Genomic DNA, 26,948 nt, shown 5'->3' on the forward strand with positions numbered 1-26,948 from the left:
GGCACTTACCGTGACTATAGGCTCGCTCATGTTTGCTTTTTGCGCAACCCGCCAGGATTCATCCGCCGTTCATCCGGGCGCAACAACACTGGCCGCGACCCGAGGGTCGCGGCCAGTGGTCGGTGGCTCCGAGCCTTTAGACCAGACCCAGTGCGCGCAGTGCCCAGTAGGCAACCGATCCGGCGATGCCGAGAGAGGCGGCGACGGTGTCTACGATGCTGGCGCCGAGGCCGAGCCAGTCGTGGCTAATCGAGGACGAGACGATGGCCTTAATGGCGGTAAACAGCTGTTCCATTTGCTTCTCCTTTGAGTGGTTCAGTCGAAGCTAACACCGCGGGTTTGCGCGCCTCACCCGATCTGGCGGTGGGCGAAAGATGCCCTGTCGCATGTCAGCGGACGTTATGTTGGACGAGTCAGACCGCCGCGATTTCCCACAGCGCGGGCACCTCGGTGACCGAGGCGAGGATGTGCACCCGCTCGCTTTCCCCCGGGGCAAAACCGGCGGCGGCAAAATCATCGACGGTGAGCTCGCCGGTCAGGACCCCCACCGTGTGGGCGACCCCGGCGTTGATCCCCGCCCGAACATCCACCACCGTATCGCCGGCGGTGAGCACCCGGGCCACGTCCACGACGCCCGTGCGCTCCATCGCCCGGTGGATGAGATAGGGTGCCGGGCGGCCCTGGGCCACCTCGTCACCGCACACCAGCGCATCGATGGTGACCACGTCGTCCTCGCCGGGAGAGCCGATCCGCCAGCCCATTTCCTCCAGGATCCCGGTCGCCACGGCGCGGGTAAACCCGGTGGTCAGCGCGATCCGGATCCCCGCCGCGCGCAGCGCCGCCAGGGTCTCGGGAATGCCCAGCAGCGGGCGCGGGGGCCGGGCCGCGTAGTTGTCGGCCAGGATATCGGCGAAGCGGGCATAGGCGGTGTCGACCACCTCCGGAGTCACGGTGCCCCCGCCGAGGGTGATCAGCGCCTCGAGCGCCGCGTGCTTCTCGGTGCCCATCCATGTCTGGAGGTCGCCGGGATCCACCGTGGCACCGGTCTCGGTGACCGCCTCGGCCAGCGCGCGATACACCGCGCCGCCATCGTCGATCGTGGTGCCGGCCATATCAAATACTGCGAGCTGAATCATGGGTCTCCGATGTGAGAGGGGTTGGGGATTAGGGAAGGGCCGAGAGCCCCTCGGGTGCCGCTCCCACCACCGCGCGGGTGAGCGGGGTACGGTGCTCGGCCGAGTTCTCCACCACGAACGTGGCCATGCTGGGCAGGTAGCGATCGTCGGCGGATTCCAGCACGTCGCCGTTCTGGTCAAAGGAGACCCGGCGCACCCGCAGCAGCGGCCCGCCCACCGGGACGCGCAGCCACTCGGCGTCTAGCTGATGCGCGGCCACCGCGTCGATCACGTGCCGGGCTCGGACCGGGGAGATGTTGAGCGCGCGCATGTTTTGGTAGATGCTGCCGTTGTCGAGGTCGGCGCTGATCAGGTGTCGTCCGATCCGGAACGGGAAGAGCGATCGTTCAAGCATCGCCGGTTCCCCGTCGAGCAGGCGTAGACGGATGATCTCGACCACCTGCTCATCGAGTTCGATCTCCAGCTCCCGGGCGACCTCCTCCGAGGCGGGTCTGCGGGCGGCCTCGATCACACGCTGCCCCGGCGTGTAACCCAGGTCGCGCGCCCATTCGGTGAAGGACATAAACGTGTCAAAGGATTGCAGTGGCACGGCGCGGTTCACCCGCGGCGGGGCTCCGCGACCCCCGACGATCATGCCCTCCGAGCGCAGGGCGGCGAGGGCTTGGCGCACGGGTCCACGCGAGGTCCCGAATTCCTCGGCGAGCTCCTTTTCGCTCGGGACGCGCTCACCCTGACGCCAGTCTCCGGAGCGAATGCGCTGGATCATCGTGTCGTAGAGCCGCGTGTGCAGCGGTGTCGATTCGGTCATGACCACAAGCATAGAACCTGTCTTTACATCCTCTGTACAAGTCACCTGATAAGTGCATGAACGAAACGTGACTGATTGCCAACTAGACGGGTCTTTCGGTTAACTCCCGCGGAATTACGCCGAAAAAAGTTGTCATGACTAGTTTTGAACAAGCAAGCTCAAACCATGACAAGAATGCACACAACGCCGCACATCGTGATCGTCGGCGCCGGCATTATCGGACTGTCCCACGCGGTGGCCGCGCTGGATGCCGGATTTCGAGTGACGGTGCTGGAGCAGGATGCCCGGGCCGTGGGCGCCAGCATTCGCAACTTCGGACACCTGGGATTTGGTGCCCATGGCGGGCCCCTCGCCGCGCTTGCCGATGAGGCCCGCATGCTGTGGCCGAGTATCGCCGAGCGGGCGGGGATCGACATCCATCCCACCGGCACCCTGGTGCTGGCCCGGGATAAGGCCGAGCGTGCGGTCCTGACCGAGGCCCGGGGCCAGGAGCGCTTCGCCCACGCGGTCCCGGTGGATGCCCGCGGCGTCGCCGAGATGCTGGGCCGAACGGAGATGGACCCCGAGTTCCGGGGGCTGCTGCTGCCCGGCGACCTCACCGTCAACCCGCGTGGAGCGGTGGCCGCGATCGCCGCCTGGGTGGATGCCCACGAGCGTGGATCGGTGCGGTTTTCCACGACGGTACACGCGGTTTCCGACGGGCGGGTCGGCACCTCCCGCGGAGACGTCACCGCCGACCACGTGATTATTGCCGCCGGGCACCTGCTGGGACGACTCTTCCCCGAGGTCGCCGAGGAGCACGGCATCGGCGAGTGCGCACTACAGATGCTGCGCGTCCGGGAACCCGCGGCGGGCGAGCCCGAGGGCGGTGGTGAGATCTCCGCCGGCACTGAACTCTCCGCCGGTACCGAGCTCCCCGCTGGCACCGTGCCTGACGATGTCGGGTGCCGGGGAACCGCGGGGAGGTTTCCCGCGGTCCTCACCGGAACCTCGATGCTGCGCTACTCGGCCTTTTCCGGCCCCGCGGTGGACGCGCTCCGAGTTCATCTGGAACGTACCCGCCCGGACCTCCTGGACATGGAGGCCAACCTGATGCTCACCCGGCACCCCGACGGCACGATCCTGATCGGCGACACCCATGCGGCCCACCGCAGCGCCCCGCCCTTCCTCGACGAGACATGGTCCACCACGGTGCTCGCCGAACTGGCCGATGTGCTGGGTGTCGAGTCGCTCGAGGTGCTCGAACGCTGGCAGGGCGTCTATGCGCAGAGCCCCGCCCACGACATCGTCAGCGTTCACCCGGCCTCCGGCGTCACCGCGATCACGGTGACCACCGGCATCGGCATGACCCTGGGACCCGCGCTCGGCGCGCGCACCCTGGCCGCCCTCACCCTTTCCCTCCCCGCAACACACAGCTAACCCCCTCTCATACTCACCCCTCCCAAGGAGAATCATGAAAAAGAACCCCGTCCTGGTCGCCTCGGCCGCCGCACTGGTGGCCCTGGGTCTGTCCGCCTGCTCGAGCCCCGCCTCCGGCGACAGCTCCGCCCAGCCCGAGGGTGCCTCAAATGTGTGCCCCAACGGCAAGATTCGCATGGGCATCCTGCCCTATGAGGACCCCGACAAACTTGAGCCCGCCTACCAGGTGCTGGCCGCGGCCCTATCCAAGAAGCTGGATTGCCCGGTCGAGGTGAGCATCACCGAAGACTATGCCGCCGAGGTGCTGGCAATGGAGAACGACCAGCTGGAAATCGCCCAGTTCGGTCCGCTCGGGTTTGTGTTTGCCAGCCAGCGTGCCGACGCGATCCCGATGGTTTCCTTCGGTGATGCCGACGGCAAGCCCACCACCTACACCGGCGGAATCTGGGTGCCCAACGACTCCCCGATCAAAACCCTGGAAGACCTCAAGGGCCACACCCTGGCCCTCGGCAGCCCCGGCTCGACTTCGGGTGACGCGCTGCCGATGTCCGCCCTGACCGACGCCGGGATCGTTGACGAGGTCACCGCCGACTACGCCGGGGGACACCCCGAGGCCCTGCTCGCCCTGGTCAACGGCACCGTGGACGCCGCCCAGATCAACTCGCAGACCCTCGCCACCGCCACCGCCAAGGGCACCTTCGATGAGACCAAGTTCCGCCAGGTCTGGAAGTCCAAGGACATCCCCAACGACCCGGTGACCGTGCGCGGAAACCTCCCCCAGGAGTTCCAGAAGACCGTGACCGACGCCCTGCTGAGCCTCGACACCGCCGATGTGGAAAAGGTCAGTGCGTTCCTCGGCGTCAAGAACGCCGGACCGCTGATCCCGGTCACCAAGGACACCTACCAGCCGCTGTTTGACCTGGCCAAGATCATGGGCCTCACCGAGAAGGACGTCTAGTCCGATGAATACCCTCACCGCGCGCGGCACCACCGCATCGGACACCACCGCCGAGGTTCTCCTGGACGTCCACGCGCTGTCCAAACGTTTCGGCGACCGGACCGTGCTGCGAGAGCTGAGCATGCGCGTCCACGCGGGGGAGGTGGTGGCCTTCCTCGGGGCAAACGGTTCGGGGAAGTCCACCACGCTGCGCGCGGTGAACGGGTTGATCGAGGCCGACGCCGGCGACATCACCATCGCCGGGGTCAACCTCAACGAGGCGAGCCCTCACCGCCGCGCCGAGGCCCGGCACACCGCCGCCACCGTGTTCCAGAAGATTCACCTGGTGGGGCGGCGCACAGTCTTACAAAACGTCTGTGCGGGCGGGTTTTCCCGGCTGCCCACCTGGCGTTCGATTCCGCCGCTGTTTGGGCGGGAACTGCGCGAGGAGGCGATGGCCTGCCTGGATCGGGTGGGACTCGCCGACCGCGCACACGACCGTGCGGGCAGCCTCTCCGGCGGGCAGCAGCAGCGGGTCGCGATCGCCCGGGCGCTGTGCCAGCGCCCACGGATCATCCTCGCCGATGAGCCGGTTTCGGCGCTTGATCCCCGCGCCGCCGACGACGTGATGGCGCTGCTGCGCGCCCTCGCCGTGGAAGAGGGGCTCGGCATCGCCGCGGTGCTCCACCAACCCGAGCTCGCCCAGAAGTACGCCCACCGCATCATCGGACTGCGCGATGGGGTGTTGAGCTTTGATGCTCCGACAGCCGAGGTCACCCCCGAACAGATCCAGGCCCTCTACCGATGAGCGGCCCGGGCACCCAACCAGCGAGGATCCCCGTGATCGACACCGATACACCCCAGAGCCGCACCGACGGGCACGGTCCCGACCCCCGCCCCACCGGCGAACGAACCCGCCAGCGCGCCGCATCCCGAACACCCGTGCGCACGCTTCCCGTCCCGCCGGACTCGCGAGCACCGTGGCGCGCGGGATCCTGGACCATGATCATCGCGGTTCTGGTGATCCTGCACCTGCTGGCCTTCCAGGCCACCGACTTCCGGCCCGAGGCACTGGTGAGCGGAGCCCGCGGCATGGCGAACTTCCTCGCCGAGGCGATTCCGCCAGATCTCAGTCCCAAGGTCATCGGCGCGGGCGTCTCCGGCGCGCTGACCACCCTGTGGATCGGACTGCTGGGCACCACCATCTCGATCCCGTTTGCGCTGCTGCTCGCCGTGCTCGGGGCACGCACCACCTCACCCAACACCGTGGTGTATCAGATCGCCCGCGCCATCCTGTCCTTCTTCCGCGCGGTTCCGGACATCGTGTTTGCGCTGATCTTTGTGACCGCGGTGGGTCTGGGTCCCTTTGCCGGGGTCCTCGCGCTGATCTGTCACAACACCGGGGTGATGGGCAAGCTGTGGTCCGAGGCCATGGAGGATGTGGATCCCGGACCCGAGCAGGCGCTGCGCACCGCGGGGGCGAACCGGTTCCAAATCGTGGCCAACGCAACCGTCCCCTCGGTGCTGCCCCAGCTCACCGGGCTGCTGCTCTACCGCTTCGACGTAAACGTCCGCTCCTCGCTGGTGCTGGGTCTGGTGGGGGCCGGTGGCATCGGTCTGCTGATCAACAAGTCCATCAAGACCTTCCAATTCGACACCATGCTGACCTATCTGATCATCGTCCTGATCCTCATCATCGTGGTGGATCTCGCCTCGGCCTGGATTAGAAAGCGGCTTGCCTAATGGTCCTGCTCACCGAAACCATCCCCGCGGGCCTTCGTGCCGATGACCTGACCTTTGCCCGCGAGCTGGCGGCGCTCGCCGATTCGATCAGCCTGCCGCGCTACACCGCATCAACCCTGAAACACGGTCTCAAGGCCGATGGCTCGGTGGTCACCGAGGCCGATACGGCGACCGAGCTCGCCCTGCGTGCGGCGATTGAAGCGGCCCGCCCCGAGGACGGTTTCTTTGGTGAGGAGACCGGTGAACATACCGGCAGCGGCACCCGGCGCTGGATCATCGACCCGATCGACGGAACCGCGAACTTCCTGCGCGGGGTTCCCAACTGGGGCACCCTGATTGCGCTGGAAATTGACGGCGAACCGGTGCTTGGAGTGGTGTCGGCTCCGGCGCTCGGCCTGCGCTGGTGGGCCCAGTCCGGCGGCGGTGCCTGGCGTCAGCACGGCACCGCCGAGCCCACCCGGCTGCGGGTCAGCGCGGTGGAGAGCCTCGACCAGGTGTCGCTGAGCTTCCAGGCGGTCGAGTCCTGGGCCAAGACCGGTCACCTCGATGCGCTGCTCGACCTGTGTGCCGAGGTCTGGCGAGACCGCGCCTACGGTGACCTCTGGTCCTACATGTTGCTGGCCGAGGGGGCGCTGGACGCGGTCTGCGAGTTCAATGTGTTTGCCTACGATCTCGCCGCGGTGATCCCGATCGTGCGCGAGGCCGGCGGCACCTGCACCGACGTGAACGGCGTCTCCTCCCACAGCTCGGGCAATCTGCTGGCCACCAACGGCCGCATCCACGAGCAGATCCGTTCGCGGATCACCCGCTAACCCCACAGTCCTTTCCTCCCCATACCCACCATCCCCGTCAAGGAGTGTTACCCCATGAAATCGCATCCCCTTGGTGCGCATGCGGTCGGATCGAGCCAGGTCGGTTCCGAATCGTTTGCCCATCGTTCCATCTCCGGTCGCGGTATCCGCCGCACCGCAGCCGCCGCCGTCCTCTGTGTCTTCTTGAGCGGGGTCGGTGTGGCACCCGCTTTTGCCGCCAACCCGCTCGGTCAGGATTTTGAGGGTGCCGTCAATGCACAGACCGCCCCGGCCGGCTGGAGCGTCGACAATGTCAACACCGCCGGCATGAAGCTCGGCTGGGAGGGATGGAGCTTCCACACCGTTCCCGAGGTCACCACCGCGTTCCCCGGATCTGGACGACAGGGCGAGTTCACCCGGGCCTCGGGCAAGGTCGCCGTGGTGCAGTCGGACACCAACCGTCCCACCGCAGACCGGTTTACCTCAACCCTGTGGTCCGAACCGATGGCGCTGACCGAGAAGACCGGTGCGGCCAGCGTCAGTTTTGACTCGCACTACCGCCAGGGTGTGCAGCCGCAAAACGCGCGACTGGTGGCACGCTTTGATGGCGGCCCGGAGGTCCTGGTGGAGAATTTTGCCGGCGACCGATTCAACCAGGCTGTGACCGCCTCGGTCGATACCCCCGCCACCGCCTCGACCGTGGAATTCGGGTGGAGCTACCGGCAGAGCCAGGACAACTGGTACTGGATGATCGATAATGTGAGCATGCGTGAGAGTGCGCCCGCCGATGTGCGGCCGAGTGTGCGCGGGACCGAGAAGCCGGTGGTGGCACCCGGTTCCAGCGCCGTGATTACCCTGGCGGGGCTGCGTCCCGGCCAGCAGGTCAGCGCGGTCCTGGGCACGGGCGCCCCGCTGTCCGGTATTCCCGCCGTGGGTGCCGATGGCACCACCACGATTCGGGTGGCGATCCCCGCCGGGACCGCCAACGGCGTGCAGCTCCTGCGTCTGGGTGGCCCGGGCATCATCGAGACCACGATCCCGGTGACCGTCTACTCCTCCACCGGTGCGGCGATGGCCACGACCGAGAAGAAGGTCTGGTTCGACGGGTTTGAAACCCCCGAGTCCTGGACCATCCCCGCCGACAGCGGATGGAACATCTCGACCCTCGACAACATCGTGTCTCAGTGGGGAACAGATCGGCGTCAGGCGTTCACCCTCGCCGATGGCAAGCTCGCGGTGATCGATGCCGCCCGCGGTGCCGTTGCCGGAACCCTCACCTCCGCCGCGGTACCGGTGCGCGCCGGGGACACCCTGGAGGCCCGGGTGGACAGCCACTTCCGTGCCCGCGGCACCGCCGGTCAGAGCGGAACCGTGGTGGCCGTGTACTCCACCGGGGAGCGCGAAACTCTGCGCACGCTGACCTCTACCGAGGAGGCGGCCGGGCTGCGTTTGCCGCTGCACATCCCCGCCGGGGCCACCGACGTCCGCCTGGAATTCGCCTTCCTGGGGGCCGCCGGAACCGGTTCCTGGATGGTGGATAACGCTCAGATCGTGCGCGGACTGGGAGACCTGCCCGCGGAGGCCGAATCCAGCGCCCGGGTCGATATTTTCAGCGACGTTCAGGGGGCCACCAGCCGCCTGCAGAATCAGGTACTGCCCGGGTTCCGCAACCTCGGCGAGCGCGCCGACACCGTCGTCGCCAACGGCGACCTGGTACCCCACGGTTACGCCGAGCGGTACACCGAGTACTACAACGCCTATAACGCGGGCGGCGGAAACCGCTACCCGAACCAGTTCGCCACCATCGGCAACCACGAGTATTTCGGTACCGGCAACATTGACGACTTCCGTAACCGCTTCCTCGACACCACCGGCATGCGCGCCAAGGGTGGTCAGGGCGGTCTCTGGGGTGAGCAGCTGGTTGATGGCAAGCTGCCCATGCTGTGGCTGGGGAGCGAGTACTACGACGACAGTAAGTCGCGTGGATCGGGCCCGTTTGTGCGGATGTCCGACACCCAGTACGAGTGGCTGCGTGACCGCCTGGCCTACTGGAAGTCACAGAACAAGCCGGTTCTGCTGATGGCCCACCACGTGTTTGCCAACTCGGTTTCGGGTACCTACATTAACTTCTACCGCAACGACTACGATCACGACACCGCCCGGGTGGCCGCCCTGCTGCAGGACAACCCCAACGTGACCGTGCTCACCAGCCACACTCACTGGGCCGGAACGCTCAATGACTGGAGCGGGGAGAAGCGTTTTGATCCGACTCGGGCGCAGGCACCCACGATCGTCAACACCGTGGCCGTCACCACCCAGTACGGACCCAGTGGCGACTGGGAGGAGACCGGAAACAGCAATGCCGACCCGGTTGGCCTGCGTGTGGCCCTCTACGAGGACCGCCTGCGGGTGAGCGCCTTCTCGTTTGATGCCCAGGCCGTGCCCAACGAGATCAAGCACATCGACATCGCGATCCCCGGTGATGAGCCCACCGGACCGGCCGATCCCGGACCGACCGACCCGACGCCCGATCCGACCACCGGACCCACCGACCCGACCGACGGTCCGACGGATCCGACCACGGGACCGACCGATCCGACCGGTGCTCCCACCGCTGCCCCCACCACGTCCCCGTCGACCGGTACCCCCGGTGACACCGCATCCGGCGCGCTCCCCGGCACCGGTGCCAGCACCAATGGCCTGCCGCTGTTCGCCGCGGGTCTCGGCCTGATCGGACTGCTCCTGTTCGGCCTGCGCCGACGTCGCGGAACCTCGGAGGCGTAGCCGACAGCGGTGAGCCCCGCGGCGTAGCCGACAGCGGTGAGCCCCGCGGTTTAGCTCCACAACCACAAACGCCCACGACCAAATCGGTCGTGGGCGTTTGTGCGTGCGAGCACGGGGGAGGAGTCGGGGTTAGCCCTTGACCGCACCACCCATGCCAGCGGACTTCAGGAACAGACCCTGGAAGATGATGAACAGCACGATCGGCACCAGGGTCGAGATGGCCAGGGCCGCCAGGTAGGTGCCCAGGTCGATGGTCTGCTGCAGCTGCGGCAGACGCACCGAGAGCGGCTGTACCTCGGGGAGGGCGAGCACCAGCTTGGGCCAGAGGAAGTCCTTCCAGGCGGCAATCACCGCGAAGACCGAGACCACACCGATGATCGGCTTGGACAGCGGCAACACGATCTGCCAGAAGATCCGGAACGATCCGGCCCCCTCGGTGCGCGCGGCCTCGAAGATCTCCGGCGGGAGGTTTTCGAAGAAGCGCTTAACCAGCAGGATGTTGAAGGCGTTGGCGCCGGCGGGCAGCCACACCGCCCAGAACGTGTTCTGCAGCGAGATGCCCAGGAACGGCACATCGAGGATGGTCAGGTACAGCGGCACCAGCAGCACCACCGAGGGCACAAACAGGGTGGCCAGCACCAGGGCGTTGAGGACCTTGGCGTAGGCGGGCTTGAGGATCGCCAGCACGTACCCGGCGGTCATCGTGACCACCAGCTGCATGACCAGCACACCCAGCGCCACCCACACGGTGTTCATGAACTGAACGTCCAGTCCGATCGTGGTCCACGCCTTGCTGACGTTGTCCCAGGCGAAGCCGTTGGGGAACAGCGCCATCGGGGTGCGCAGGGTGTCCTGGGTGGGGGTGATCGCGGCCTTGGCGAGCCAGAGGATCGGACCCAGCCCGCCGATCGCGAGCAGCACCAGCAGGGTGATCTGGATACCGTTGGCGGAGCGACGAATGCCGCGCCGGCTCCACTCATTGGTCGAGATGATCCCGCGCTCATCCGAGGGGCCGGAGGCCGCGGGCTTCTTCTTTCCGAGGCGACGGCGACGGGTGGGGGCGGGCACGGTGTCGAGCACCGCGTCGGCGGTTACCGCGACACCGGCGTCGCTACGGGTCGATGTGGTGGTCAATTCTTGCTCCAACCAGAGGTGAGACGGAAGTACACGAAGGACAGCAGGGCGAGGAAGAGCGCGAGCATCACGCTCAGCGCGGTCGCCGAACCGTAGTTACCACCGAGGCTGTTTTGGAAGCCGTACCGGTAGATGAGTTGGAGCAGGGTGACCGTGGAGTTGGCCGGTCCACCATCGGTAAACAGGAAGGGTTCCAGGAACACCTGCGCGGTACCGATGATCTGCAGGATCAGGGTGATCAGCAGGACCCCGCGCAGCTGCGGCAGGGTCACGTGCCAGATCTTGCGCCAGATGCCCGCGCCGTCGATCTCGGCGGCATCGTAGAGTTCGGGGGCGACCCCGGTCAGCGCGGCGAGGTAGATGATGATGGTTCCACCGGCGGCGGCCCAGGTGGCCTCCAGCACGATCGAGGGCATCGCCATGGTGGCGTCCTGAATCCACGGGAAGGGCCCGAGGCCCACCCAGCCCAGCATGGTGTTGAACACACCGTTGGGGCCCGCATCGTAGAAGAACTTCCACAGCAGCACGGCGACCACCGGCGGGATCACGACGGGCAGATACGCGAGCACCGAGTACAGGCCGCGGGCCCGACGCACCTCGCTCATCAGCACGGCGGCGATCAGCGGAATCGGGTATCCGAAGATCAGGGCCAGCAGCGCAAACCAGCCGGTGTTTTGCAGGGCCACCCAGAACACCGGATCCTCCAGCACACGCTGGAAGTTCAGCAGTCCCACCCACTGCGGGTCGGCGATCAGGTTGGTCTTCTGGAAGCTCATCACGAACGCGCGGATGATCGGGTAGAACGAGAACAGCCCAAAGATGATGATCATCGGGGCCGCAAAGAGGAGGTTGGAGAGCCCACCGCCACGCAACCAGGTGCGTGGATTCCGGGCGCGCCGACGCTTGGTCGGAGCGGGTTTGGTGAGGGTGGTCATGGTGGCGGCGGTGCCTTCCTGCACGAGGGAATAACGAGGTGTGACCGCGGGGATGGTTGGGCCATCCCCGCGGCCGGCGCGAGGCTCGGGCGTGCGCATCGAGGTGATGCGGCTGCCCGGGCTCTCGCATCGCAGCGATGCGAGAGCCCGATGCTCGCGGATACTAGCTGTGCGGCGTGAACCGCGGGTGAAACCGGTGGCGCTAGCCGCGGTCCAGGACCGCCTGGGCGTCGGCGTTGGCCTGCTTGAGCAGGGCGTCGATGTCGGCGTTCTTATCGGTGAGCACGGCCTGGACCACCGGCGAGAGGATGCCGTAGATGTCCTGGGTGCTCTTGGTCGGCTCGATCACCAGAGGCTGGTCGAAGATCTTCGAGGTGAACGGGGCTACCTGGTCCTGGGGAACGTTGATGTAGTCCTTGATCCACTCGCGGGACTCATCCAGGGTGGCCTTGTCGAAGATCGGCAGGGCCGGGGTACCGACGGCCTGGTTGGCGGCGGCGAGAGTCTTGGCATCGGTGATGGCCGCGTCCTTGTCCAGGTACTTCTGCAGGTAGTAGAAGTCGATCCACTTGACGGCGGCCTTCTTCTGCGCCTCGCTGGCCTTACCGTTGACCACCGAGAGGGTACCGCCGCCGAGCACGGCGCCGTCCTTGCCCTCGAGCGGCAGGGTGGTGATGCCGTAGTGCGCCGGGTCCATCTGGTTCTCGCGGATCAGCGCGGTGTAGAGGTCGCTTCCGCCGGTGAACATGCCGATCTGGCCCGAGGCGAATGCCTTGTTGATGGTTCCCCAGTCGTAGAGGAAGTTCGAGCCCATCGAGTTGTCCTCCCAGCGCAGGTCCTTGAGGAACTGCAGGGATTTCTTGGTGGCGTCGGTGTCGAGGGTCGCGGTGACCTTGTCACCCTTGATCTCCTCCATGCGTCCGCCGTGGGCGTAGGTGGCCACGGTGGTCTGCCATCCACCGGTGGCGCCCTGGGTCATCTGCATGTAACCGGCTGCACCGGTCTTCTCGGAGATGGTCTTGGCGGCGGCGCGGACCTCATCCCAGGTTGTCGGCGGCTTGTCGGGGTCCAGGCCCGCCTGCTTGAACAGGTCGCGGTTGTACTGCAGGCCGTTACCGTAGGCCTCGCGCGGGACGGCGAAGATGTGACCCTTGTCGTCGGTGCCGGCCGAGAGCACGTTCTTGTTGAACTTGTCGTAGAACGGCAGCGCCTTGACCTCTTCGGTGATGTCGGCGATCTGACCGTTTTCGATCAGGGTCTGACCGTCGGTGAAGGGGATGGTGTAGACGATCGGCAGGGTGCCACCGGCGAGCAGCGCGGGGAAGGTGTCGGCCTTCCACTCGTACTCGACCGGCTTGATCTTGATGTCCGGGTTGGCCTTTTCGAACTGCTTGACCTGGTTGTTGAAGGCGTCAAATGCCGCCTGCTCGGTTCCGGGGATCAGGCTGACCACCGAGAGCTCAACCTTGCCGTCGGCTGATTCGCCGCCGCCCGGGTTGGCGCCGTTTGAGCAGGAGGCCAGGAGGCCGATTGCTGCCAGAGCGGAGACCGTGAGGGTCAACGCCTTAATGGGTGACTTCATTGTCATTGCCTTTCGTTGTGATTAGTTGGTGCGGGAGGGGTGCTGCGTGAGCCGAAGCCACGCGGTGGTGTCGGCGGGCAGGAGACCGCCTTCGAGGGGGGAACTGGAAAGCAGGAGCTGGGCGCGCTCGGGCAGCGCGAAGGGTTCACCGGAGAAGTTGGTGACGCTGATGAATCCGTCGGCCCGGGCGAAGGCCAGCACCTCGGGGCCGAAGCCCGCGTGGTCGGCCGCGGTGAGCCAGCGGAAGGGGCCGTCTCCGAGCGCCGCATCGCGCTCACGGAACTCCAGCATCCGGCGGTACAGGTTCAGCATCGATCCGGGATCCCTGCGCTGAGCCTCAACCGTGTAGGTGTTCCAATCGGCCGGCTGGGACAGCCAGGTCGGCGCGGTGGAACCCTCGGGTTCGAAGCCGAACGGGGGCTCCTGACCGGACCACGGCAGCGGCACGCGGCAGCCATCGCGACCCGGGTCCACACCGTTCGAGCGGTGGAACATCGGGTCCTGACGCTCCTCATCGGGCAGATCCTCAACCTCGGGCAGGCCGAGCTCGTCGCCCTGCCAGATGTAGAGGGAACCGGGCAGCGCGGCGGTCAGCAGCGCGGCGGCGCGGGCACGACGGGTACCCAGGGCCAGGTCGGTGGGGATCCCGCGACGCTTCTTGAGGAACTCGAACGAGGAGTCCTCACGGCCGTAGCGGGTGACCACCCGGGTCACGTCGTGGTTGGAGAGCACCCAGGTGCAGGGGGCACCGATCGGGGCGTGGGCATCACGCATCAGATCGATCGAGGCACGCAGCTCCTCGGCCTTCCACTGCCGCGTCATGAAGTCGAAGTTGAACGCTGTGTGCATCTCATCGGGGCGCAGGTACGCGGCAAAGCGCTCGGCATCGGGCAGCCAGATCTCACCGATCAGCGCGCGGCCTCCCAGCGGTGCCCGGTCGCGGTATTCCTCGGCCACCCGACGCCAGCCGCGGTAGATGGTGTGCAGCTCGTCGCGGTCGGTGTTGGGGTGCTCGCCGGGACCCGGGTTCTCGGGGATCTCGGGCAGGGCGGGGTCCTTCACCAGCAGGGCCGCCGAGTCGATCCGGATGCCCGCTACGCCGCGGTCGAACCAGAAGCGCAGGATGTCCTCGTGCTCCTGGACCACCTCGGGGTGGGACCAGTTGAGGTCGGGCTGCTCGGGATCAAACAGGTGCAGGTACCACTCGCCCGGGGTGCCATCCTCGTTGGTGAGGCGGGTCCAGGTGGGGCCGGCGAAGTTGTTGGGCCAGTGGGTGGGCGGCTGATCGCCGTTCTCGCCGAGTCCCGGGTGGAACCAGAAGCGGGCGCGCTCGGGGGAGCCGGGCTCCGCTGCCAGGGCCTGCTGGAACCAGCGGTGCGCGGCCGAGACGTGGTTGGGGACCACATCCACGATCGTGCGGATGCCCAGGGCCAGCGCATCCTGGATCAGCGCCTCGGCCTCGGCCAGGTCGCCGAAGGCGGGGTCGATCCGGCGGTAGTCGGCCACGTCATAGCCACCATCGGCCAGCGGGGACTCGTACCACGGGGTGTACCAGATCGCGTTGATGCCGAGTTCCTTGAGGTACGGCAGGCGCTGGCGGACTCCGCGGAGGTCGCCGGTGCCATCGCCGTTACCGTCGGCAAACGAGCGGGGGTAGATCTGATAGATCGTGTCCCCGCGCCACCAGGAGTTGGCGGAGGGGGTAAGAAGGGTGCCGAGCGCGTCGATGGACGCCTCGGGGGTCTCCGCACCGAGGGCCTCGGGGGAGTCGACCGCGGTGGTCGTGTGGTGTTCAACGGTCCTGGACAAACCAGCGCCTCTGTTTCCTGTGCGTAATCCGTGGCGTCACTCGTGTACCGGTTGGGGCAGTAACCCGACCAACGCCGTTGTTGAAACCTAAATGTAAGGGAAGCGACAGAATCACGCAAGAAGGACACAGAACGTAAGAAATTTACAAAGATTTACTCTCTTTTGCGCGCGGAGCGGGTGCGCATCGGCGCGGTGGAGCCGCGAACCACCAGCTCGGGCTCGAATAGGAACTCGTCCCGGGTGGCCGAATCCTCGCCGATCTGACGCAGCAGGAGCTCCACCACCATGCGTCCCATCGTCTCGATCGGCTGACGGATCGTGGTCAGCGGGGGCTCGACCGCGTTCATCAGGGCGGAGTCGTCATAGCCCACCACCGAGACATCGGCGGGCACGTTGAGGCCCGCCCGGCGCACCGCACGGATCGCGCCGAGGGCCAGGAGGTCACTCGCGCAGACAAAGGCTGTGGCGTCGGTTTTCTGCAGCAGACGCGTCGCCGCAACCTGCCCGGCCTCGAGCGAGTAGAGCGAGTGGATGACGCGGCTGCCGGTGAAATCCACGCCGTTCGCGGCACCCCAGCGCAGCGCGGCCTGATACTTGCGCCGCGAGGGCACGTGGTCCTTGGGGCCCAGAATCAGGCCGATCTGGGTGTGCCCGAGCTGGTGCAGATGGACCAGCGCCTGCTCCATCGCGACCGCATCGTCGCAGGAAACCGTGGCGACATCCAGGCCCTCGGCCAGGGCGTTGACAAAGACAAACGGCAGGCCGAGCTCGGTCAGGCGGTCGTAGTGTTCGTGGCTGGCATCGGTCTCCGCGTAGGCACCGCCGGAGAACACGACACCGGACACCCGCTGGGAAAGCAGCAGGTCCACATAGTCGGCCTCGGAGATCCCGCCGGTGGTCTGCGTGCACAGCACCGGGGTGTAGCCATTTTGGGCGAGCGCCCCGGAGACCACCTCGGCAAACGCGGGGAAGATTGGGTTCTGCAGTTCGGGTAGAACCAGGCCCACCAGGCGGGCGCGTTCCCCGCGCAGGCTGGAGGGGCGCTCATACCCCAGCACATCGAGGGCGGTGAGCACCGCGTTGCGGGTGGTCTCGGACACCCCCGGCTTTTCATTGAGGACGCGACTGACGGTCGCCTCACTCACGCCTACCTTGCGGGCTACCTCAGCGAGTCTTCGTGACATGTCGCCACACTAGCAAGTTCTTGCAACAAAAAGTAAGCCTTTTGCGTAGATTCGGTCCGGCTGGGTAAATTCATCCCCGATTAGCCCCGGAGCGCGGCCAAAATAATCCCAAACCGGTGCCGAGGACCGGCGTGGCGCAAGGGGGCGGTGCTTTCGAACGGGCTCGGCTAACCCGCGCTGATCGGCGCGCAGGTGGTCAGGTACTCGATCAGTTCGGATGTTGATATTGCAGCCGTAACAAGGGTGTTACGGCAAGGGCACCTAGGCGGTGTGTGGGCCGCCGGCGAGGATCGGGTCGTGATCAAAAACCGGGAGAGCCTCGGTGCGGACCACCGATTCCGGGGCCTGGGCGTAGACGGCCGCCGCGGCAAGGGTGCGCAGCAGCGGATCCTCCCGCTCAGCCAGGGCCAGACCCACGAGTACACGAATGGCGGAGTCGGGTAGATCGCAGCGCGCGAGTCCGCGCAGGGCCCAGACGCGGAGGTCCTCATCGGGATCGCGGTTGGCCACGCCGGCCAGGATCTCGCCGATCAGATTGCGTGCGGTATCCAGCTCCTCATCGAAGAGACGGCCGGGCTCCTCCCCGTCGATCGCCGCGATCAGCGCCAGGGCACGGGCGGCCTCGGTGCGCACGGCCGGATCCTCGGCGGTGTCCTCAACCAGGGTGATCAGGAAGTCGACCCGGTCGGAGTCGGCACCGGCTTCGCAGCCGCGCAGGAGTCTGGCGCGACGATCGGGGTCGGCGCTTCGGAAGGCATCGATCAGATCCACGGTGGCGGTCATGCCTCTATTCTGCGCGCTCGAATGAAATCTGGCCAGAGAAAGTCGCGAATTGTGAAACAATACATTGTTTAGTGTTTCTGGTAGTTACGAGGGAGTAGCAGTGGGTTCTCATTCTTTCCAACGGGTGGCGGTGATCGGCGCGGTTTCCGGGCTCGGTCTGGCCGGCATCCTTGCCGGAGTTGCGCCGGCCGGCGCCGCCGATTCGGCAACCTGTGACGCCGGCGGCGTCCCGATCGGCCCAGCGATTTGCGAGGTCACCATCAACGGTGGATCCTCGGCAACCTTCACCCCGACCGCCGAAATGACCTCGCTTGAGGCGCTGGTTGTGGGCGGTGGAGGAAGCGGCACCGTGAGCGACAACGGCGACTATTACGCGGGAGGGGGCTCCGGGGGCGTGGTGGATCTCCAGGGGTTCGATGCCGATCCCGCACGCCCGCTGGAGATTGCCGCCGGTAATGCCGGGGTCGTCAGTAGAGTGAGCCAGCCCGGTGTTCCCGAAGTTCTGGCTTATGCGGGCCCGCGCGGTACAAACGGTACCTCGGGTCTTGGTGCCTCCGTTGGGAACGTGGAAAATCCGAGAAACGGCGTTACCCCGGCCCAGCTTGCCGCTGCGGGATCACCGTTCGCCGATGACACTCGCTGCTTCGGCGGCGGTGGTGCCTTCGTCGCCTCGACGGCGGTTGAGGCCAGCGTCCCGGCCCTGTGCGGCGCGGGTGCGGTGAGCCTGAGCGGTGCCGGCTCGTCAATTGGCGTGGCGCTGGCAAACAGTGGAGCCGGCGGCGGCGCGGTTCAGGCGATCGCGGGGCGCGGGAGCGCGAATGGGGGATCGGGTGTTGTGATCCTTCGGTGGAAACAGCTTCGGATCGTCAACGTTTCGTTTGACCTCGGTGGGCACGGCTCCGCCATTGAGCCGAGGGCGATCGCCATCGGCGGGCTGTCGGAGCGTCCGGCCGACCCCACCGCCGAGGGATTCACCTTCGAGGGGTGGTTCACCGATTCGGCGCTGACCCGGGAGGCGGACTTCTCGGCCCCGCTCACCGCAGATCGGGTCTACTTTGCCAAGTGGGCCCCGGTAGCCGTGGAGCCGACCCCGACCCCGACGCCGACTCAGCCCGAGTCGACGTCGACTCCGACCGCGACGCCGACCCAGCCGGGGTCCACGCCGACCTCGACGCCGTCCGACCCGGCCTCCGTGCCCCCGGTCGCAGCCTCACCGAGCGCACCCGATCCGGGGGCCTCGACGAGTGCGGTGCCGTCGCCTTCGGCCGGTCCGGTGCAGGCCGCCGGTCTCGCGCACACCGGTGCCGACGCCGGCCCCACGTGGATCGCCCTCGCGGTGGGGGCGCTGGCAGCCGGACTGGCGATGACCGGGTTTGCCGTTCGCCGTCGTCGCGGATAGGTTGCCGGACACGGGGTGGTGCGGGGGCTTTCCCCCTGCACCACCCCTTACGCGTGCAGTATGGGGGCCGTCGGCGACTCGGAGAAACGCGCCGTGAGTTCCCGGCGCAAAACCTTGCCCCCGCCGTTGCGCGGAATCTGCTCGACGCGGACAATCAGCGTGGGCAGACCGTGGCTGAAGTCTTCATTCAGGGACCGGGCGAAGCCGTCCGCATCAAAGCCCTCGCGGGAAACCAGGGCGAGGCCGAACCTGGAGACGCCCCCGCGATCACGATAGACAAATCCCGCGGCATCGCGAACCAGTGGATCCTCGAGAGCCCGGTGGTCCAACACCGTGGGGTCCAGCTTCACTCCGTCGGCGTTGAGAACCTCGGACTCGCGGCCAGCCAGGACGAGCTTGCCGTCGACGGTGAGCATCCCGAGATCGCCCGGGTAGTACCAGCCGTCGGTGAACGCCGCGGCGCTGGCTTCCGGATCGTTCAGATACTCGGTGGCCATATGGGTGTTTTGGTAGCGGATGCGACCCACGACACCCGGCGCGAGCACCGAGTCCGCGGCATCCACGATTTCGATGCGGGCGGTGGGGGAAACCTCGCCGAGGTCGGTGGGATCGGAACTGTCTCGATAGCGGGCGCTCACCAGCAGGCCCTCGGTCGACCCATAGGCCACGTGCAGCTCACAGCCGTCGGCTACCGCGCGCATGCGTGCGGCCACGATCGGAGACAGTGCCGCCCCGGCGGTGAATACCGTGTCCAGCAGCGGGAGTCGTTCCCCGCGTTCCTCAAGCTTTTCCAGCACGGAAGCCACCTGTGCGGGGGAGCCCTTTAGCGCGGTGGCACCCGACTGACGGGCCAGCTCGATGGTGTGGTCCGGATCGCCGGGATTCACCAGCCAGAACGTGTTCTCGGATCGGACGCTGGCGTAGAAGGCGGCAAAACCGAAGAGGGAACCCGGAGGCATCATCATCAGGAATGGTGCCCCGCGCAGCCAGGTTGTGTCGGGATCGGCGGTGAGGGTATCCAGGGCGCCGAACGATGTGGCAATGGCCTTGGGGCATCCGGTGGTGCCGCTGGAAAAATGTATGCGGGCGGGGAAATCCCGATTGAATTCGATCACCGGATCATTCGAGGCGACGCGTGCCTCGGCGCGACGGAGAAGCTCGGCGTCAACGATGAGGGTACGCTCCCACCGACGGGTGTTGGAAGCTGTCACCAGCAGGATGCCGGTGGGAATCGAGTCGCCGGGAATGTGTGCGGCTACCGGGACCCCGGTGGCCCCCTCGTGCCAGAGGGCCAGGGTGAAGAGCAGGTCCAGCGTGGCCGGCAGCTCGAGGGCCACCAGGTCGCCCGCCCGCACCCCCTGCGCGCGCAGTTTGGCCGCGATGCCGTCAACCGAGCGTAGTGCCGCGGCGCGTCCGATGCGGAGGGCCCCGGTGTGAACAAACGCGTCGTCCGGGTGCCGCACGGCGGCGTTGCGAAACGCGAGATAGGGGGAGGGGATCTTCGTCGAACTCATTGCTACAGAATATCGCGTTTATCGAATCCGCGTGTTAACCAAACGTGGCGACCCCTCACGAATGAGGGATCGCCACGTGATGGTATGAGCCTAGGCGTTCAGGCGCGCGATCCACGCCTCGACATCGTCCGCGGTGCGCGGGATGTGTGCCGAGAGGTTTTCGGCACCGTCGGCGGTGACCAGGATGTCGTCCTCGATCCGCACGCCGATGCCGCGGAACTCCTCGGGCACGGTCAGATCGTCGTTCTGGAAGTACAGGCCGGGCTCAATCGTGAAGATCATGCCCTCCTCGACGATGCCCTCGTGGTAGAAGTCGCGACGAGCCTGGGCGCAGTCGTGCACGTCGATGCCCAGGTGGTGGCTGGTGCCGTGCACCATATACCGGCGGTGGTACTGGTTCTCCACCAGCAGCGACTCCTCGGCCGAAACCGGCAGCATGCCCCACTCGGCGGTCTTCTCGGCGATCACACGCATGGCCTCGGCGTGGATCTCCTTGAACACGATGCCCGGTCGCACGATCGCCAGGGCGGCGTCGGCGGCCTCGCGCACGGCCTCATAGACCTTGCGCTGCACGTCGGTGAAGGTACCGTTGATCGGCAGGGTGCGGGTGATGTCCGCGGTGTACAGGCTCTCGACCTCGACGCCGGCATCCACCAGGATTAGCTCGCCCGGGGTGACCGCGCCGTCGTTGCGGGTCCAGTGCAGGATGCACGCGTGGGATCCCGAGGCGGCGATGGTGTCATAACCGACGGTGTTCCCGTGTTCGCGGGCGTGGGCGTTGAAGACACCCTCGACCACGCGCTCGCCCCGCGGGGAGGCGATGATGCGGGGCAGCTCGGCGATGAAGGCGTCGAATCCGCCGGCGGTGGCGTTCACGGCCTCGCGCATCTCGGCGATCTCGAAGGAGTCCTTAACCAGGCGCAGCTCGGAGACGAACCGGGTCAGGTCTTCGTCGTGGTCGATGCGCAGGTCCGAGTCGGTGGCCACAAACTCATCCAGGTGGGCGGTGGCCAGGTTCAGGTCGGCGGCGACCTGGGCGAGGGAGGGACGCGGACCGATCCAGAACTCGCCGATCGAGTGGTTGGCGTAGAACTCGTCGGAGTCACGCCCGGCGCGCTCGCGGAAGTACAGGGTGATCTCGTGACCCTCGCCCGCGGGCTCAAACACCAGCACGGCACCGGGCTCGGAGTCGGCGCCCCAGCCGGTCAGGTGGGCAAAGGCCGAGTGGGCGCGGAACGGGTAGTCGGTGTCGTTGGAGCGCTGCTTGGGGTCGCCGGCCTCGATCACCACGCGGGCACCGGTAAACGCGGCGCTCACCTCGGCGCGGCGCTTCTCGGCAAACGCCGCCTGGGCGCGGGCGGCGGGGAGCTCATCCGTGCGGTCGGCCCACTGGGACCCAATATAGTCCTGGAAGCGATCGGATCCGGGGGTGGTGGATCGGGCGTCCTTGGTCTCTTCGCTACTGGTAGTCATGCTTTACATTCTCGCACTGTTCGTGCCCCGGTTTGAAGCACCTGGCGTGTCTGTCCGCCTTGGCTCGCTCACCGCGGTGTCGCGGGTTGATCCTAGCGAGAACCTGCCTCGGACACATGCACAACCCGTGAGTGGTGAAGGAGTCGAGCCCTCACCGTTTCCCGTTCAATTTTTGCGCGGTGCGATCTGCCGCGCGCAAGGTGTTGAACGTCGAGGTAGGCGTGCCCTGGAAGCGGCAGCGTTTCGCGTTGAAGGATTGAGAAATCGTCGTGTAAATGAAGCTCGAGCATCCAGAGCGAGGCTGACACCAACCCACGAATGTGATGGACGGGATGGGCGTTTACCTGGGTGAGGTGCTGGTACATACGTCCAGGCGTCGTTCGTCTTGAACGCGCGCCGGAGAGCTTTCCGGCGTCTAGGGTTCCCCATGCGAACATTAGATTACTCACTATTCCGGTCATTGGATCAATCAGGTTCGGTGTATCAAAACAGGCCCGTAACCAGAGCTCGTCCGGGACGTCAGGGATGTTCTCACCGGGCAGAAGATACTCGCAGTGCACGCTAGTCATGAACGTATGTGCTGATAAAGGTTTTTAGTCGAGTGGCATCCCGAGTGGAGATACTCGCGGGCTCGGCGGGTGGCTCCACCGGGATGTATCCAAGAAAATACCTGCCCGAAGAGTCAACCTCGAAAACAACCACCCAGTGGGCGGACTGCCACTCAACGCGGATCCCGCTCGTCTCGCCGGGAAATATGCCGGGTGCGGGCCAGCCGCGCTCTCCCGAATCGATGAGCAGCGTGGCGAGTGTGGCGAGTGCGGGCGTGGGAATCAGAGCGGAAGCATCGAGTGATTCGAGCCGTTCCGTCCAGGGTTTGTGCGTCGTTCCATAGTTCATTGTGAAAACCTCGTTTTCGTCCGAATGTGACGGTATGTCAACGTCGGGGGCACGAGGCGATACCTTGTTGAAGGTTATGTCGCTGACGAGGCCACGGCTATGGAAAACCAACGAGACTTAGCTGAGAATCCGAGGCATATCCGGAACGAAGTTCGGGGCTAGTCTGCCGCGGCCGGTTCCAGGCGCACGGTGATCGGGCGGTGATCGCTGCCCGCCTGATCGAACTCGCTGTGTACCTTCATGCCGGCGATGTCCCAGACCGGGGTGGCGAAGACGTGATCGATCGGGGATCCCAGCAGCGCGGGAATGTTGGTGGGCCAGGTACCCAGGGCGGCCGTGCGGGTCGCCAGGCCCGCGTCATTGCAGCGCCCGAGCGCGGCACCGTCACGGCCGAGGCCCGCCATGCTGTCCACGGTCGCGTTGAAGTCGCCGGCGATGATGACGTTCTCGGCGTCACACTGCGCGGCGAGCCAGGCCAAGTCCTCGCGCCAGTTGTGCATCTGCGGGGTCGAGGGGGAGACCGCGTGGCTGGCGATGATGGTGGGTCCGCGTCCGTCGGCGGGACGGAGCACCACGCTGGGCACCACGAGTGTGTTCGAGGCACCCACGCCGTTGCTGCTGGCCTGCGTGTACGCGCCCAGCGAGGGAGAGACCAAAACCGTGGTTGAGCTGGCGGCAGCAATCTTGCCAAACGACTCGGTAAACACGTTCATGGGTTTGCCGGCGGCCTTCATCGCGGCGGCCACCTCGAGTCCGGTCTGATTGCGGGTCTCGGGGAGGGCGACGATATCCGCCCCGGAGTCCAGCGCGAGCTTGGCGATGGTGGCCGAACCCATCGCGTTACCCTTGGTGTTCCAACTGAGCACGTTGATGCTGCTCTCGGTTTTTGCCGGCATCGCATCGTTGTCAAACCCGCGGTACACCAGGATGCCGGTGTTGGCCACGGCTCCGAGGAACATGACCACGGCCATGCTGCCGGCGAATCCGCGCAGCGGGCGAATGATCCCGATGATTAAAAAGAGGATCAGCGCGGCGACGCAGCAGGCCACCAGGAGGCCACGCATCGCGGTGATCTGGGCGACGATCACGGTGGTCTGGAGACCAAACAGCGGGGGCCAGGTCACGATGAGCAGGCCCAGTGCAACCGCAAGGGTGAGGAGAGCGCCGAGGAACTTGAACATGACCCGGTCAGGATATCGGGCGAAATCTGGGAGTTCCCGGGAGGATGCTGAGCATGCGGCCTACACTGGTCAGTATGCCCCTGCAATCCTCCCTCCGTGGTCCCGCCGATCTGCACACTCATTCGAGCATCTCCGACGGTACCGAAACCCCCGGAGAACTGGTGCGGGCGGCGGCTGCGGCCGGATTGGGCACGGTTGCGCTGACCGATCACGACACCACCGCGGGCTGGCCCGAGGCGATGGTCGCGGCCCCTGAAGTGGGGGTGAACCTGATTCCCGGAATGGAGCTGAGCACCCGGCATAACGGCATGAGCGTGCATATGCTCGCCTACCTGTTTGATCCCTCCAATCCGGCGCTGCTGGCCGAAACCGAGCGGATCCGGGTGGCCCGCAAGACACGCGCGGCCGAGATCGTGGAAAACATTCGGGTGGACTATGACCTCACCTGGGAGGATGTCCTCGCCCAGACCACCTCGGGGGCCTCGATCGGCCGCCCCCACATTGCCGACGCGCTGGTGGCCCGCGGCCACTCCACCGACCGCAGCGCCGCGTTTGACACCATCCTGCACCCGCGCAGCGGCTACATCATCCCGCTCTATGCGCCGGATCCCATCGTGGCGATCCGGATGATCCGCGAGGCCGGCGGCGTGCCGGTCATCGCCCACCCGGCCACCGGAACCCGGGGACGCCTGATCCCCGAGGACGTGGTTGCCGAGATGGTTGAGGCGGGACTGTTTGGGATGGAGATCGACCACCGCGAGAACACTCCCGAGGGGAAGTCCTGGCTGCGCGCGCTGGCCGCGCGCTACAACCTGGTGCTCACCGGATCCAGTGACTATCACGGGGCCGGCAAGCCCAACCGGCTCGGGGAGAACACCACGCCGAGCGCGGTGGTGGACGCGATCGTGTCCGAGGCCACCGGGTTCGCCCCGATCATCGCCGGCTAGCCCACAACCACAACGCCCGCCCTTCCGAGTTGGAGGGGCGGGCGTTGAGTTTCTGCGGCTATTCGGCGGCGGGAGCGGCCTCGGCGGGGGCTGCACCCTCGCCGCGACCGCGGCCACCACGCGAGCGACGACGACGGCGCGGAGCACCCTCGCCATCCTGCGGTGCCGAGGCGGTCACCGGGGCACCCTCAACCGGGGTGACGCCGGCGGCGGGACCGGCGGCCGCGCCGCCACCGCGGGTGCGACGACGGTTACGCGAGGGGCGAGCGGCGTCTCCGCCGGCCTCACCCGAACGGGCGGGACGCTCGGTACGAGCCTGGCCTTCGCCGCGACCCTGGCCTTCGCCGCGACCCTGGCCTTCGCCACGTGCCGGACGCGATCCGTTTCCACCGCGGGCACCACCGCTGCGGGCGGCACCCTCGCGCGGGGCCGCCGGGGCGGCGGGCTTCAGACGGCCCTTGGTGCCGGCGGGGATGTTCAGGTCCTCAAACAGGTGCGGGGAGGAGGAATAGGTCTCGGTGGGCTCGGGCTGACCGAACTCCAGCGCCCTGTTGATCAGGGCCCACTTGTGCAGGTCTTCCCAGTCGACGAAGGTCACGGCGATACCGGTCTTTCCGGCGCGGCCGGTGCGGCCCACGCGGTGCAGGTAGGTCTTCTCGTCGTCGGGGATGGTGTGGTTGATCACGTGGGTCACATCGTCCACGTCGATTCCGCGGGCGGCCACATCGGTTGCGATCAGCACGTCCTTCTTGCCCGCCTTGAATGCGGCCATGCCGCGCTCGCGCTGCTCCTGACCGAGGTCTCCGTGCACCGCGGTCGCGTTGAAGCCGCGGTCGTTGAGCTCGTCCATCAGGCGGGCGGCGGCACGCTTGGTGCGGGTGAAGATTACGGTCTTGCCACGGCCCTCGGCCTGCAGGATGCGGGCGATGACCTCGTCCTTATCCAGCGAGTGCGCACGGTAGATGACGTGCTTAATGTTGGCCTGGGTCAGACCCTCATCCGGGTCGCTTGCGCGAATGTGGATGGGCTTGGTCATGAACCGGCGCGACAGGGCGACGATCGGACCCGGCATGGTGGCCGAGAAAAGCATGGTGTGGCGCTCGGCGGGGGTCTTGGAGAAGAGGCGCTCGATGTCGGCGAGGAAGCCCAGGTCGAGCATCTTGTCGGCCTCGTCCAGCACCATTTCCTGGATCTTGGAGAAGTCGAGCAGGCGCTGGTTGTTGAGGTCGATCAGTCGTCCCGGGGTACCCACGATGACCTGGGCACCGGCCTTGATCTCCTCGATCTGACCCTCATAGGCCTTGCCGCCGTAGATGGCGGCGATCTTGGTGGGACGGTTGCCGGCGGCCAGCACCAGGTCCTCATACACCTGAACGGCCAGCTCGCGGGTGGGAACCACGATCAGCGCCTTGACGCCGGGCTCGGGGTTGTCGCCGAGGCGCTGCAGTACCGGGAGACCAAAACCGAAGGTCTTACCGGTGCCGGTCTTGGCCTGGCCGATGATGTCCTGGCCGGCGATGGCCAGCGGGATGGTCTGTTCCTGGATCGGGAACGGCGCGGTAATTCCCTTACCGGCGAGGGCGTCCACCATGTCCTGGGCGACGCCGAGTTCAAGAAAAGTCACGATATTTAATGCCTGTCATGCAGTGATGTGGTCTACGCCAACGGATTCTGCGTGCGGGCGTAGGGTCCCATTCCAACGATGAGACACTCCCAGCTTACCGGGACGCGTAGACTGAGCGTGTGATTTCCTGGTTTCGGCGGCGTGGCCCCTCCTCAAACGAATCCCAAGTGGTACTGCGCGAGAGCACGGTTCCCACTACCCGGGTGGACTTTGCCGAGCTTGCCTCCGACACCTCCGACTTCCTTGGACAGTCGGCGTATCTGCAGCTGGCCGTGTTTCAGCAGTACTCGGCGATCAGCCGCGACAGTGGTCGCCTACTGACCACCGAACTGATCGCCGGGCCCGCCGGGCTCGCGCTGCGCAAGCACCACGAGCTGGTGGGGGAGATTCGCCGTCGCGGCGAGGATCCGCAGGTGCTGATGGCCCCCTACGTGCCGGCGATTGATCGCCTGCTGGGCATCGCCCGCGGCGACTCGATCAACGAGGGACTGCTGGGCCTCTACATCACCCAGGGCTTCCTGGACGACTTCTTCCGCGGCCTGGCCGCGCGCCTGCCCGCCGATCTGGCCCCCCGGATGGAACGCGTCCTCGGTGCCGATAACGGCTCCTCGGTGGTGGTGGGAATTCTACGTGACGCGATCATCGAGGATCCCCGCCGCGCCCACCGCCTGGCCCTGAGCGGACGCCGCCTGGTGGGCGACATCATGCTGGTGTGCCATGCGGCGCTGCGCCTCGAACCGGTGGGCACCGACACCACCGATCGCGCACCGGGAAACACCCCCGAGCGGGTCGAGCCGGTGTTCACCGAGCTGATCGGCCGGCACACCCAGCGCATGGATGCGCTGGGCCTGACCGCCTAGCCCGCCTC

22 protein-coding genes are annotated in these 26,948 nt (G+C 66.6%); 9 read left to right on the forward strand and 13 right to left on the reverse strand.

The annotated features are described in order from the left end of the window. Window positions 1-136: 136 nt before the first annotated feature. The 3 genes from C7C57_RS04835 to C7C57_RS04845 all read right to left on the reverse strand — a co-directional run bounded on the left by C7C57_RS04835 (window position 137) and on the right by C7C57_RS04845 (window position 1,944). The gene (locus tag C7C57_RS04835) at window positions 137-295 is read right to left on the reverse strand and encodes a beta-class phenol-soluble modulin (RefSeq protein ID WP_187977789.1); all 159 of its coding nucleotides are present in this window, start codon (window positions 293-295) and stop codon (window positions 137-139) included. A gap of 118 nt (window positions 296-413) precedes the next feature. Continuing rightward, complete coding sequence (locus tag C7C57_RS04840) at window positions 414-1,136, reverse strand: phosphonatase-like hydrolase (RefSeq protein WP_187977790.1); 723 nt, start codon at window positions 1,134-1,136, stop codon at window positions 414-416. Window positions 1,137-1,164: 28 nt separating this feature from the next. Continuing rightward, the gene (locus C7C57_RS04845) at window positions 1,165-1,944 is read right to left on the reverse strand and encodes a GntR family transcriptional regulator (protein ID WP_187977791.1); all 780 of its coding nucleotides are present in this window, start codon (window positions 1,942-1,944) and stop codon (window positions 1,165-1,167) included. A 165-nt stretch (window positions 1,945-2,109) separates the two neighbouring features. Between C7C57_RS04845 and C7C57_RS04850 the strand changes: the two genes are divergently transcribed. The 6 genes from C7C57_RS04850 to C7C57_RS04875 are packed head-to-tail and all read left to right on the forward strand — an operon-like array spanning window position 2,110 to window position 9,618. Further along, on the forward strand, window positions 2,110-3,363 hold the full coding sequence (locus tag C7C57_RS04850; RefSeq protein ID WP_187977792.1) for an FAD-dependent oxidoreductase: 1,254 nt from the start codon (window positions 2,110-2,112) through the stop codon (window positions 3,361-3,363). Window positions 3,364-3,397: 34 nt separating this feature from the next. Next, a complete protein-coding gene (locus C7C57_RS04855; RefSeq protein WP_187977793.1) occupies window positions 3,398-4,321 on the forward strand; it encodes a phosphate/phosphite/phosphonate ABC transporter substrate-binding protein in 924 nt (307 codons plus the stop codon). A 4-nt stretch (window positions 4,322-4,325) separates the two neighbouring features. Next, on the forward strand, window positions 4,326-5,108 hold the full coding sequence (locus C7C57_RS04860; protein ID WP_187977794.1) for a phosphonate ABC transporter ATP-binding protein: 783 nt from the start codon (window positions 4,326-4,328) through the stop codon (window positions 5,106-5,108). A 32-nt stretch (window positions 5,109-5,140) separates the two neighbouring features. Next, window positions 5,141-6,043: a phosphonate ABC transporter, permease protein PhnE gene (gene phnE / locus C7C57_RS04865; RefSeq protein ID WP_255505777.1), complete on the forward strand. Its 903-nt coding sequence runs from the start codon at window positions 5,141-5,143 to the stop codon at window positions 6,041-6,043. Continuing rightward, entirely contained in the window at window positions 6,043-6,855 is an 813-nt protein-coding gene (locus tag C7C57_RS04870) for an inositol monophosphatase family protein (RefSeq protein WP_187977795.1), read from the forward strand. Before phnE ends, C7C57_RS04870 begins: the two co-directional genes overlap by 1 nt. A 54-nt stretch (window positions 6,856-6,909) precedes the next feature. Further along, window positions 6,910-9,618 (forward strand): metallophosphoesterase family protein, encoded by a 2,709-nt coding sequence (locus tag C7C57_RS04875; RefSeq protein WP_187977796.1) that lies wholly within the window; start codon window positions 6,910-6,912, stop codon window positions 9,616-9,618. Between the two features lie 129 nt (window positions 9,619-9,747). Here C7C57_RS04875 and C7C57_RS04880 read toward each other — a convergent pair whose 3' ends face one another. The 6 genes from C7C57_RS04880 to C7C57_RS04905 all read right to left on the reverse strand — a co-directional run bounded on the left by C7C57_RS04880 (window position 9,748) and on the right by C7C57_RS04905 (window position 17,045). Continuing rightward, window positions 9,748-10,752 (reverse strand): carbohydrate ABC transporter permease, encoded by a 1,005-nt coding sequence (locus C7C57_RS04880; RefSeq protein ID WP_370581436.1) that lies wholly within the window; start codon window positions 10,750-10,752, stop codon window positions 9,748-9,750. After that, window positions 10,749-11,687 carry a carbohydrate ABC transporter permease gene (locus C7C57_RS04885; protein ID WP_030148524.1) on the reverse strand — a complete coding sequence of 313 codons (939 nt, stop codon included), beginning with the start codon at window positions 11,685-11,687 and terminating at the stop codon, window positions 10,749-10,751. The genes C7C57_RS04880 and C7C57_RS04885 overlap by 4 nt, the downstream gene beginning before the upstream one ends. A gap of 202 nt (window positions 11,688-11,889) precedes the next feature. Continuing rightward, window positions 11,890-13,269: an ABC transporter substrate-binding protein gene (locus C7C57_RS04890; RefSeq protein ID WP_187977797.1), complete on the reverse strand. Its 1,380-nt coding sequence runs from the start codon at window positions 13,267-13,269 to the stop codon at window positions 11,890-11,892. A 21-nt stretch (window positions 13,270-13,290) separates the two neighbouring features. Beyond that, window positions 13,291-14,997, reverse strand: a complete 1,707-nt coding sequence (locus C7C57_RS04895; protein ID WP_187978277.1) for a glycoside hydrolase family 13 protein — start codon at window positions 14,995-14,997, stop codon at window positions 13,291-13,293. A gap of 233 nt (window positions 14,998-15,230) precedes the next feature. After that, window positions 15,231-16,262, reverse strand: coding sequence for a LacI family DNA-binding transcriptional regulator (locus C7C57_RS04900; protein WP_187977798.1), 1,032 nt, complete (start codon window positions 16,260-16,262; stop codon window positions 15,231-15,233). A gap of 261 nt (window positions 16,263-16,523) precedes the next feature. After that, a complete protein-coding gene (locus tag C7C57_RS04905) occupies window positions 16,524-17,045 on the reverse strand; it encodes a hypothetical protein (protein WP_187977799.1) in 522 nt (173 codons plus the stop codon). Between the two features lie 100 nt (window positions 17,046-17,145). Here C7C57_RS04905 and C7C57_RS04910 point away from each other — a divergent pair, with 100 nt between their 5' ends. Then, window positions 17,146-18,444, forward strand: a complete 1,299-nt coding sequence (locus C7C57_RS04910; protein ID WP_187977800.1) for an InlB B-repeat-containing protein — start codon at window positions 17,146-17,148, stop codon at window positions 18,442-18,444. A gap of 47 nt (window positions 18,445-18,491) precedes the next feature. Here C7C57_RS04910 and C7C57_RS04915 read toward each other — a convergent pair whose 3' ends face one another. The 3 genes from C7C57_RS04915 to C7C57_RS04925 form a co-directional block, all read right to left on the reverse strand. Next, window positions 18,492-19,958, reverse strand: coding sequence for a class I adenylate-forming enzyme family protein (locus tag C7C57_RS04915; RefSeq protein WP_187977801.1), 1,467 nt, complete (start codon window positions 19,956-19,958; stop codon window positions 18,492-18,494). Window positions 19,959-20,048: 90 nt separating this feature from the next. Continuing rightward, entirely contained in the window at window positions 20,049-21,431 is a 1,383-nt protein-coding gene (locus C7C57_RS04920) for an aminopeptidase P family protein (protein ID WP_187977802.1), read from the reverse strand. Window positions 21,432-22,486: 1,055 nt separating this feature from the next. Beyond that, window positions 22,487-23,509: an endonuclease/exonuclease/phosphatase family protein gene (locus tag C7C57_RS04925; RefSeq protein WP_187977803.1), complete on the reverse strand. Its 1,023-nt coding sequence runs from the start codon at window positions 23,507-23,509 to the stop codon at window positions 22,487-22,489. A 74-nt stretch (window positions 23,510-23,583) separates the two neighbouring features. On the opposite strand from C7C57_RS04925, the gene C7C57_RS04930 reads away from it, so the two are divergent. Beyond that, on the forward strand, window positions 23,584-24,456 hold the full coding sequence (locus C7C57_RS04930) for a PHP domain-containing protein (RefSeq protein ID WP_187977804.1): 873 nt from the start codon (window positions 23,584-23,586) through the stop codon (window positions 24,454-24,456). A 58-nt stretch (window positions 24,457-24,514) separates the two neighbouring features. On the opposite strand, the gene C7C57_RS04935 is transcribed toward C7C57_RS04930, so the two are convergent. Continuing rightward, complete coding sequence (locus C7C57_RS04935; protein ID WP_187978278.1) at window positions 24,515-26,083, reverse strand: DEAD/DEAH box helicase; 1,569 nt, start codon at window positions 26,081-26,083, stop codon at window positions 24,515-24,517. 164 nt (window positions 26,084-26,247) lie between these two features. Between C7C57_RS04935 and C7C57_RS04940 the strand changes: the two genes are divergently transcribed. Next, window positions 26,248-26,940, forward strand: a complete 693-nt coding sequence (locus C7C57_RS04940; protein ID WP_051701591.1) for a ferritin-like fold-containing protein — start codon at window positions 26,248-26,250, stop codon at window positions 26,938-26,940. Window positions 26,941-26,948: the final 8 nt, after the last annotated feature.

Origin of the sequence: Mycetocola sp. JXN-3, from assembly GCF_014522285.1 — a bacterium.
Classification (GTDB): Bacteria; Actinomycetota; Actinomycetes; order Actinomycetales; family Microbacteriaceae; genus Mycetocola; species Mycetocola saprophilus.

Bases quoted from the DNA above. Each gene is read 5' to 3' on its own strand.
- C7C57_RS04835 (WP_187977789.1), bottom strand. From the start codon at position 295: ATGGAACAGCTGTTTACCGCCATTAAGGCCATCGTCTCGTCCTCGATT.
- C7C57_RS04840 (WP_187977790.1), bottom strand. From the start codon at position 1,136: ATGATTCAGCTCGCAGTATTTGATATGGCCGGCACCACGATCGACGAT.
- C7C57_RS04845 (WP_187977791.1), bottom strand. From the start codon at position 1,944: ATGACCGAATCGACACCGCTGCACACGCGGCTCTACGACACGATGATC.
- C7C57_RS04850 (WP_187977792.1), top strand. From the start codon at position 2,110: ATGACAAGAATGCACACAACGCCGCACATCGTGATCGTCGGCGCCGGC.
- C7C57_RS04855 (WP_187977793.1), top strand. From the start codon at position 3,398: ATGAAAAAGAACCCCGTCCTGGTCGCCTCGGCCGCCGCACTGGTGGCC.
- C7C57_RS04860 (WP_187977794.1), top strand. From the start codon at position 4,326: ATGAATACCCTCACCGCGCGCGGCACCACCGCATCGGACACCACCGCC.
- C7C57_RS04870 (WP_187977795.1), top strand. From the start codon at position 6,043: ATGGTCCTGCTCACCGAAACCATCCCCGCGGGCCTTCGTGCCGATGAC.
- C7C57_RS04875 (WP_187977796.1), top strand. From the start codon at position 6,910: ATGAAATCGCATCCCCTTGGTGCGCATGCGGTCGGATCGAGCCAGGTC.
- C7C57_RS04885 (WP_030148524.1), bottom strand. From the start codon at position 11,687: ATGACCACCCTCACCAAACCCGCTCCGACCAAGCGTCGGCGCGCCCGG.
- C7C57_RS04890 (WP_187977797.1), bottom strand. From the start codon at position 13,269: ATGAAGTCACCCATTAAGGCGTTGACCCTCACGGTCTCCGCTCTGGCA.
- C7C57_RS04900 (WP_187977798.1), bottom strand. From the start codon at position 16,262: ATGTCACGAAGACTCGCTGAGGTAGCCCGCAAGGTAGGCGTGAGTGAG.
- C7C57_RS04905 (WP_187977799.1), bottom strand. From the start codon at position 17,045: ATGACCGCCACCGTGGATCTGATCGATGCCTTCCGAAGCGCCGACCCC.
- C7C57_RS04915 (WP_187977801.1), bottom strand. From the start codon at position 19,958: ATGAGTTCGACGAAGATCCCCTCCCCCTATCTCGCGTTTCGCAACGCC.
- C7C57_RS04920 (WP_187977802.1), bottom strand. From the start codon at position 21,431: ATGACTACCAGTAGCGAAGAGACCAAGGACGCCCGATCCACCACCCCC.
- C7C57_RS04925 (WP_187977803.1), bottom strand. From the start codon at position 23,509: ATGTTCAAGTTCCTCGGCGCTCTCCTCACCCTTGCGGTTGCACTGGGC.
- C7C57_RS04930 (WP_187977804.1), top strand. From the start codon at position 23,584: ATGCCCCTGCAATCCTCCCTCCGTGGTCCCGCCGATCTGCACACTCAT.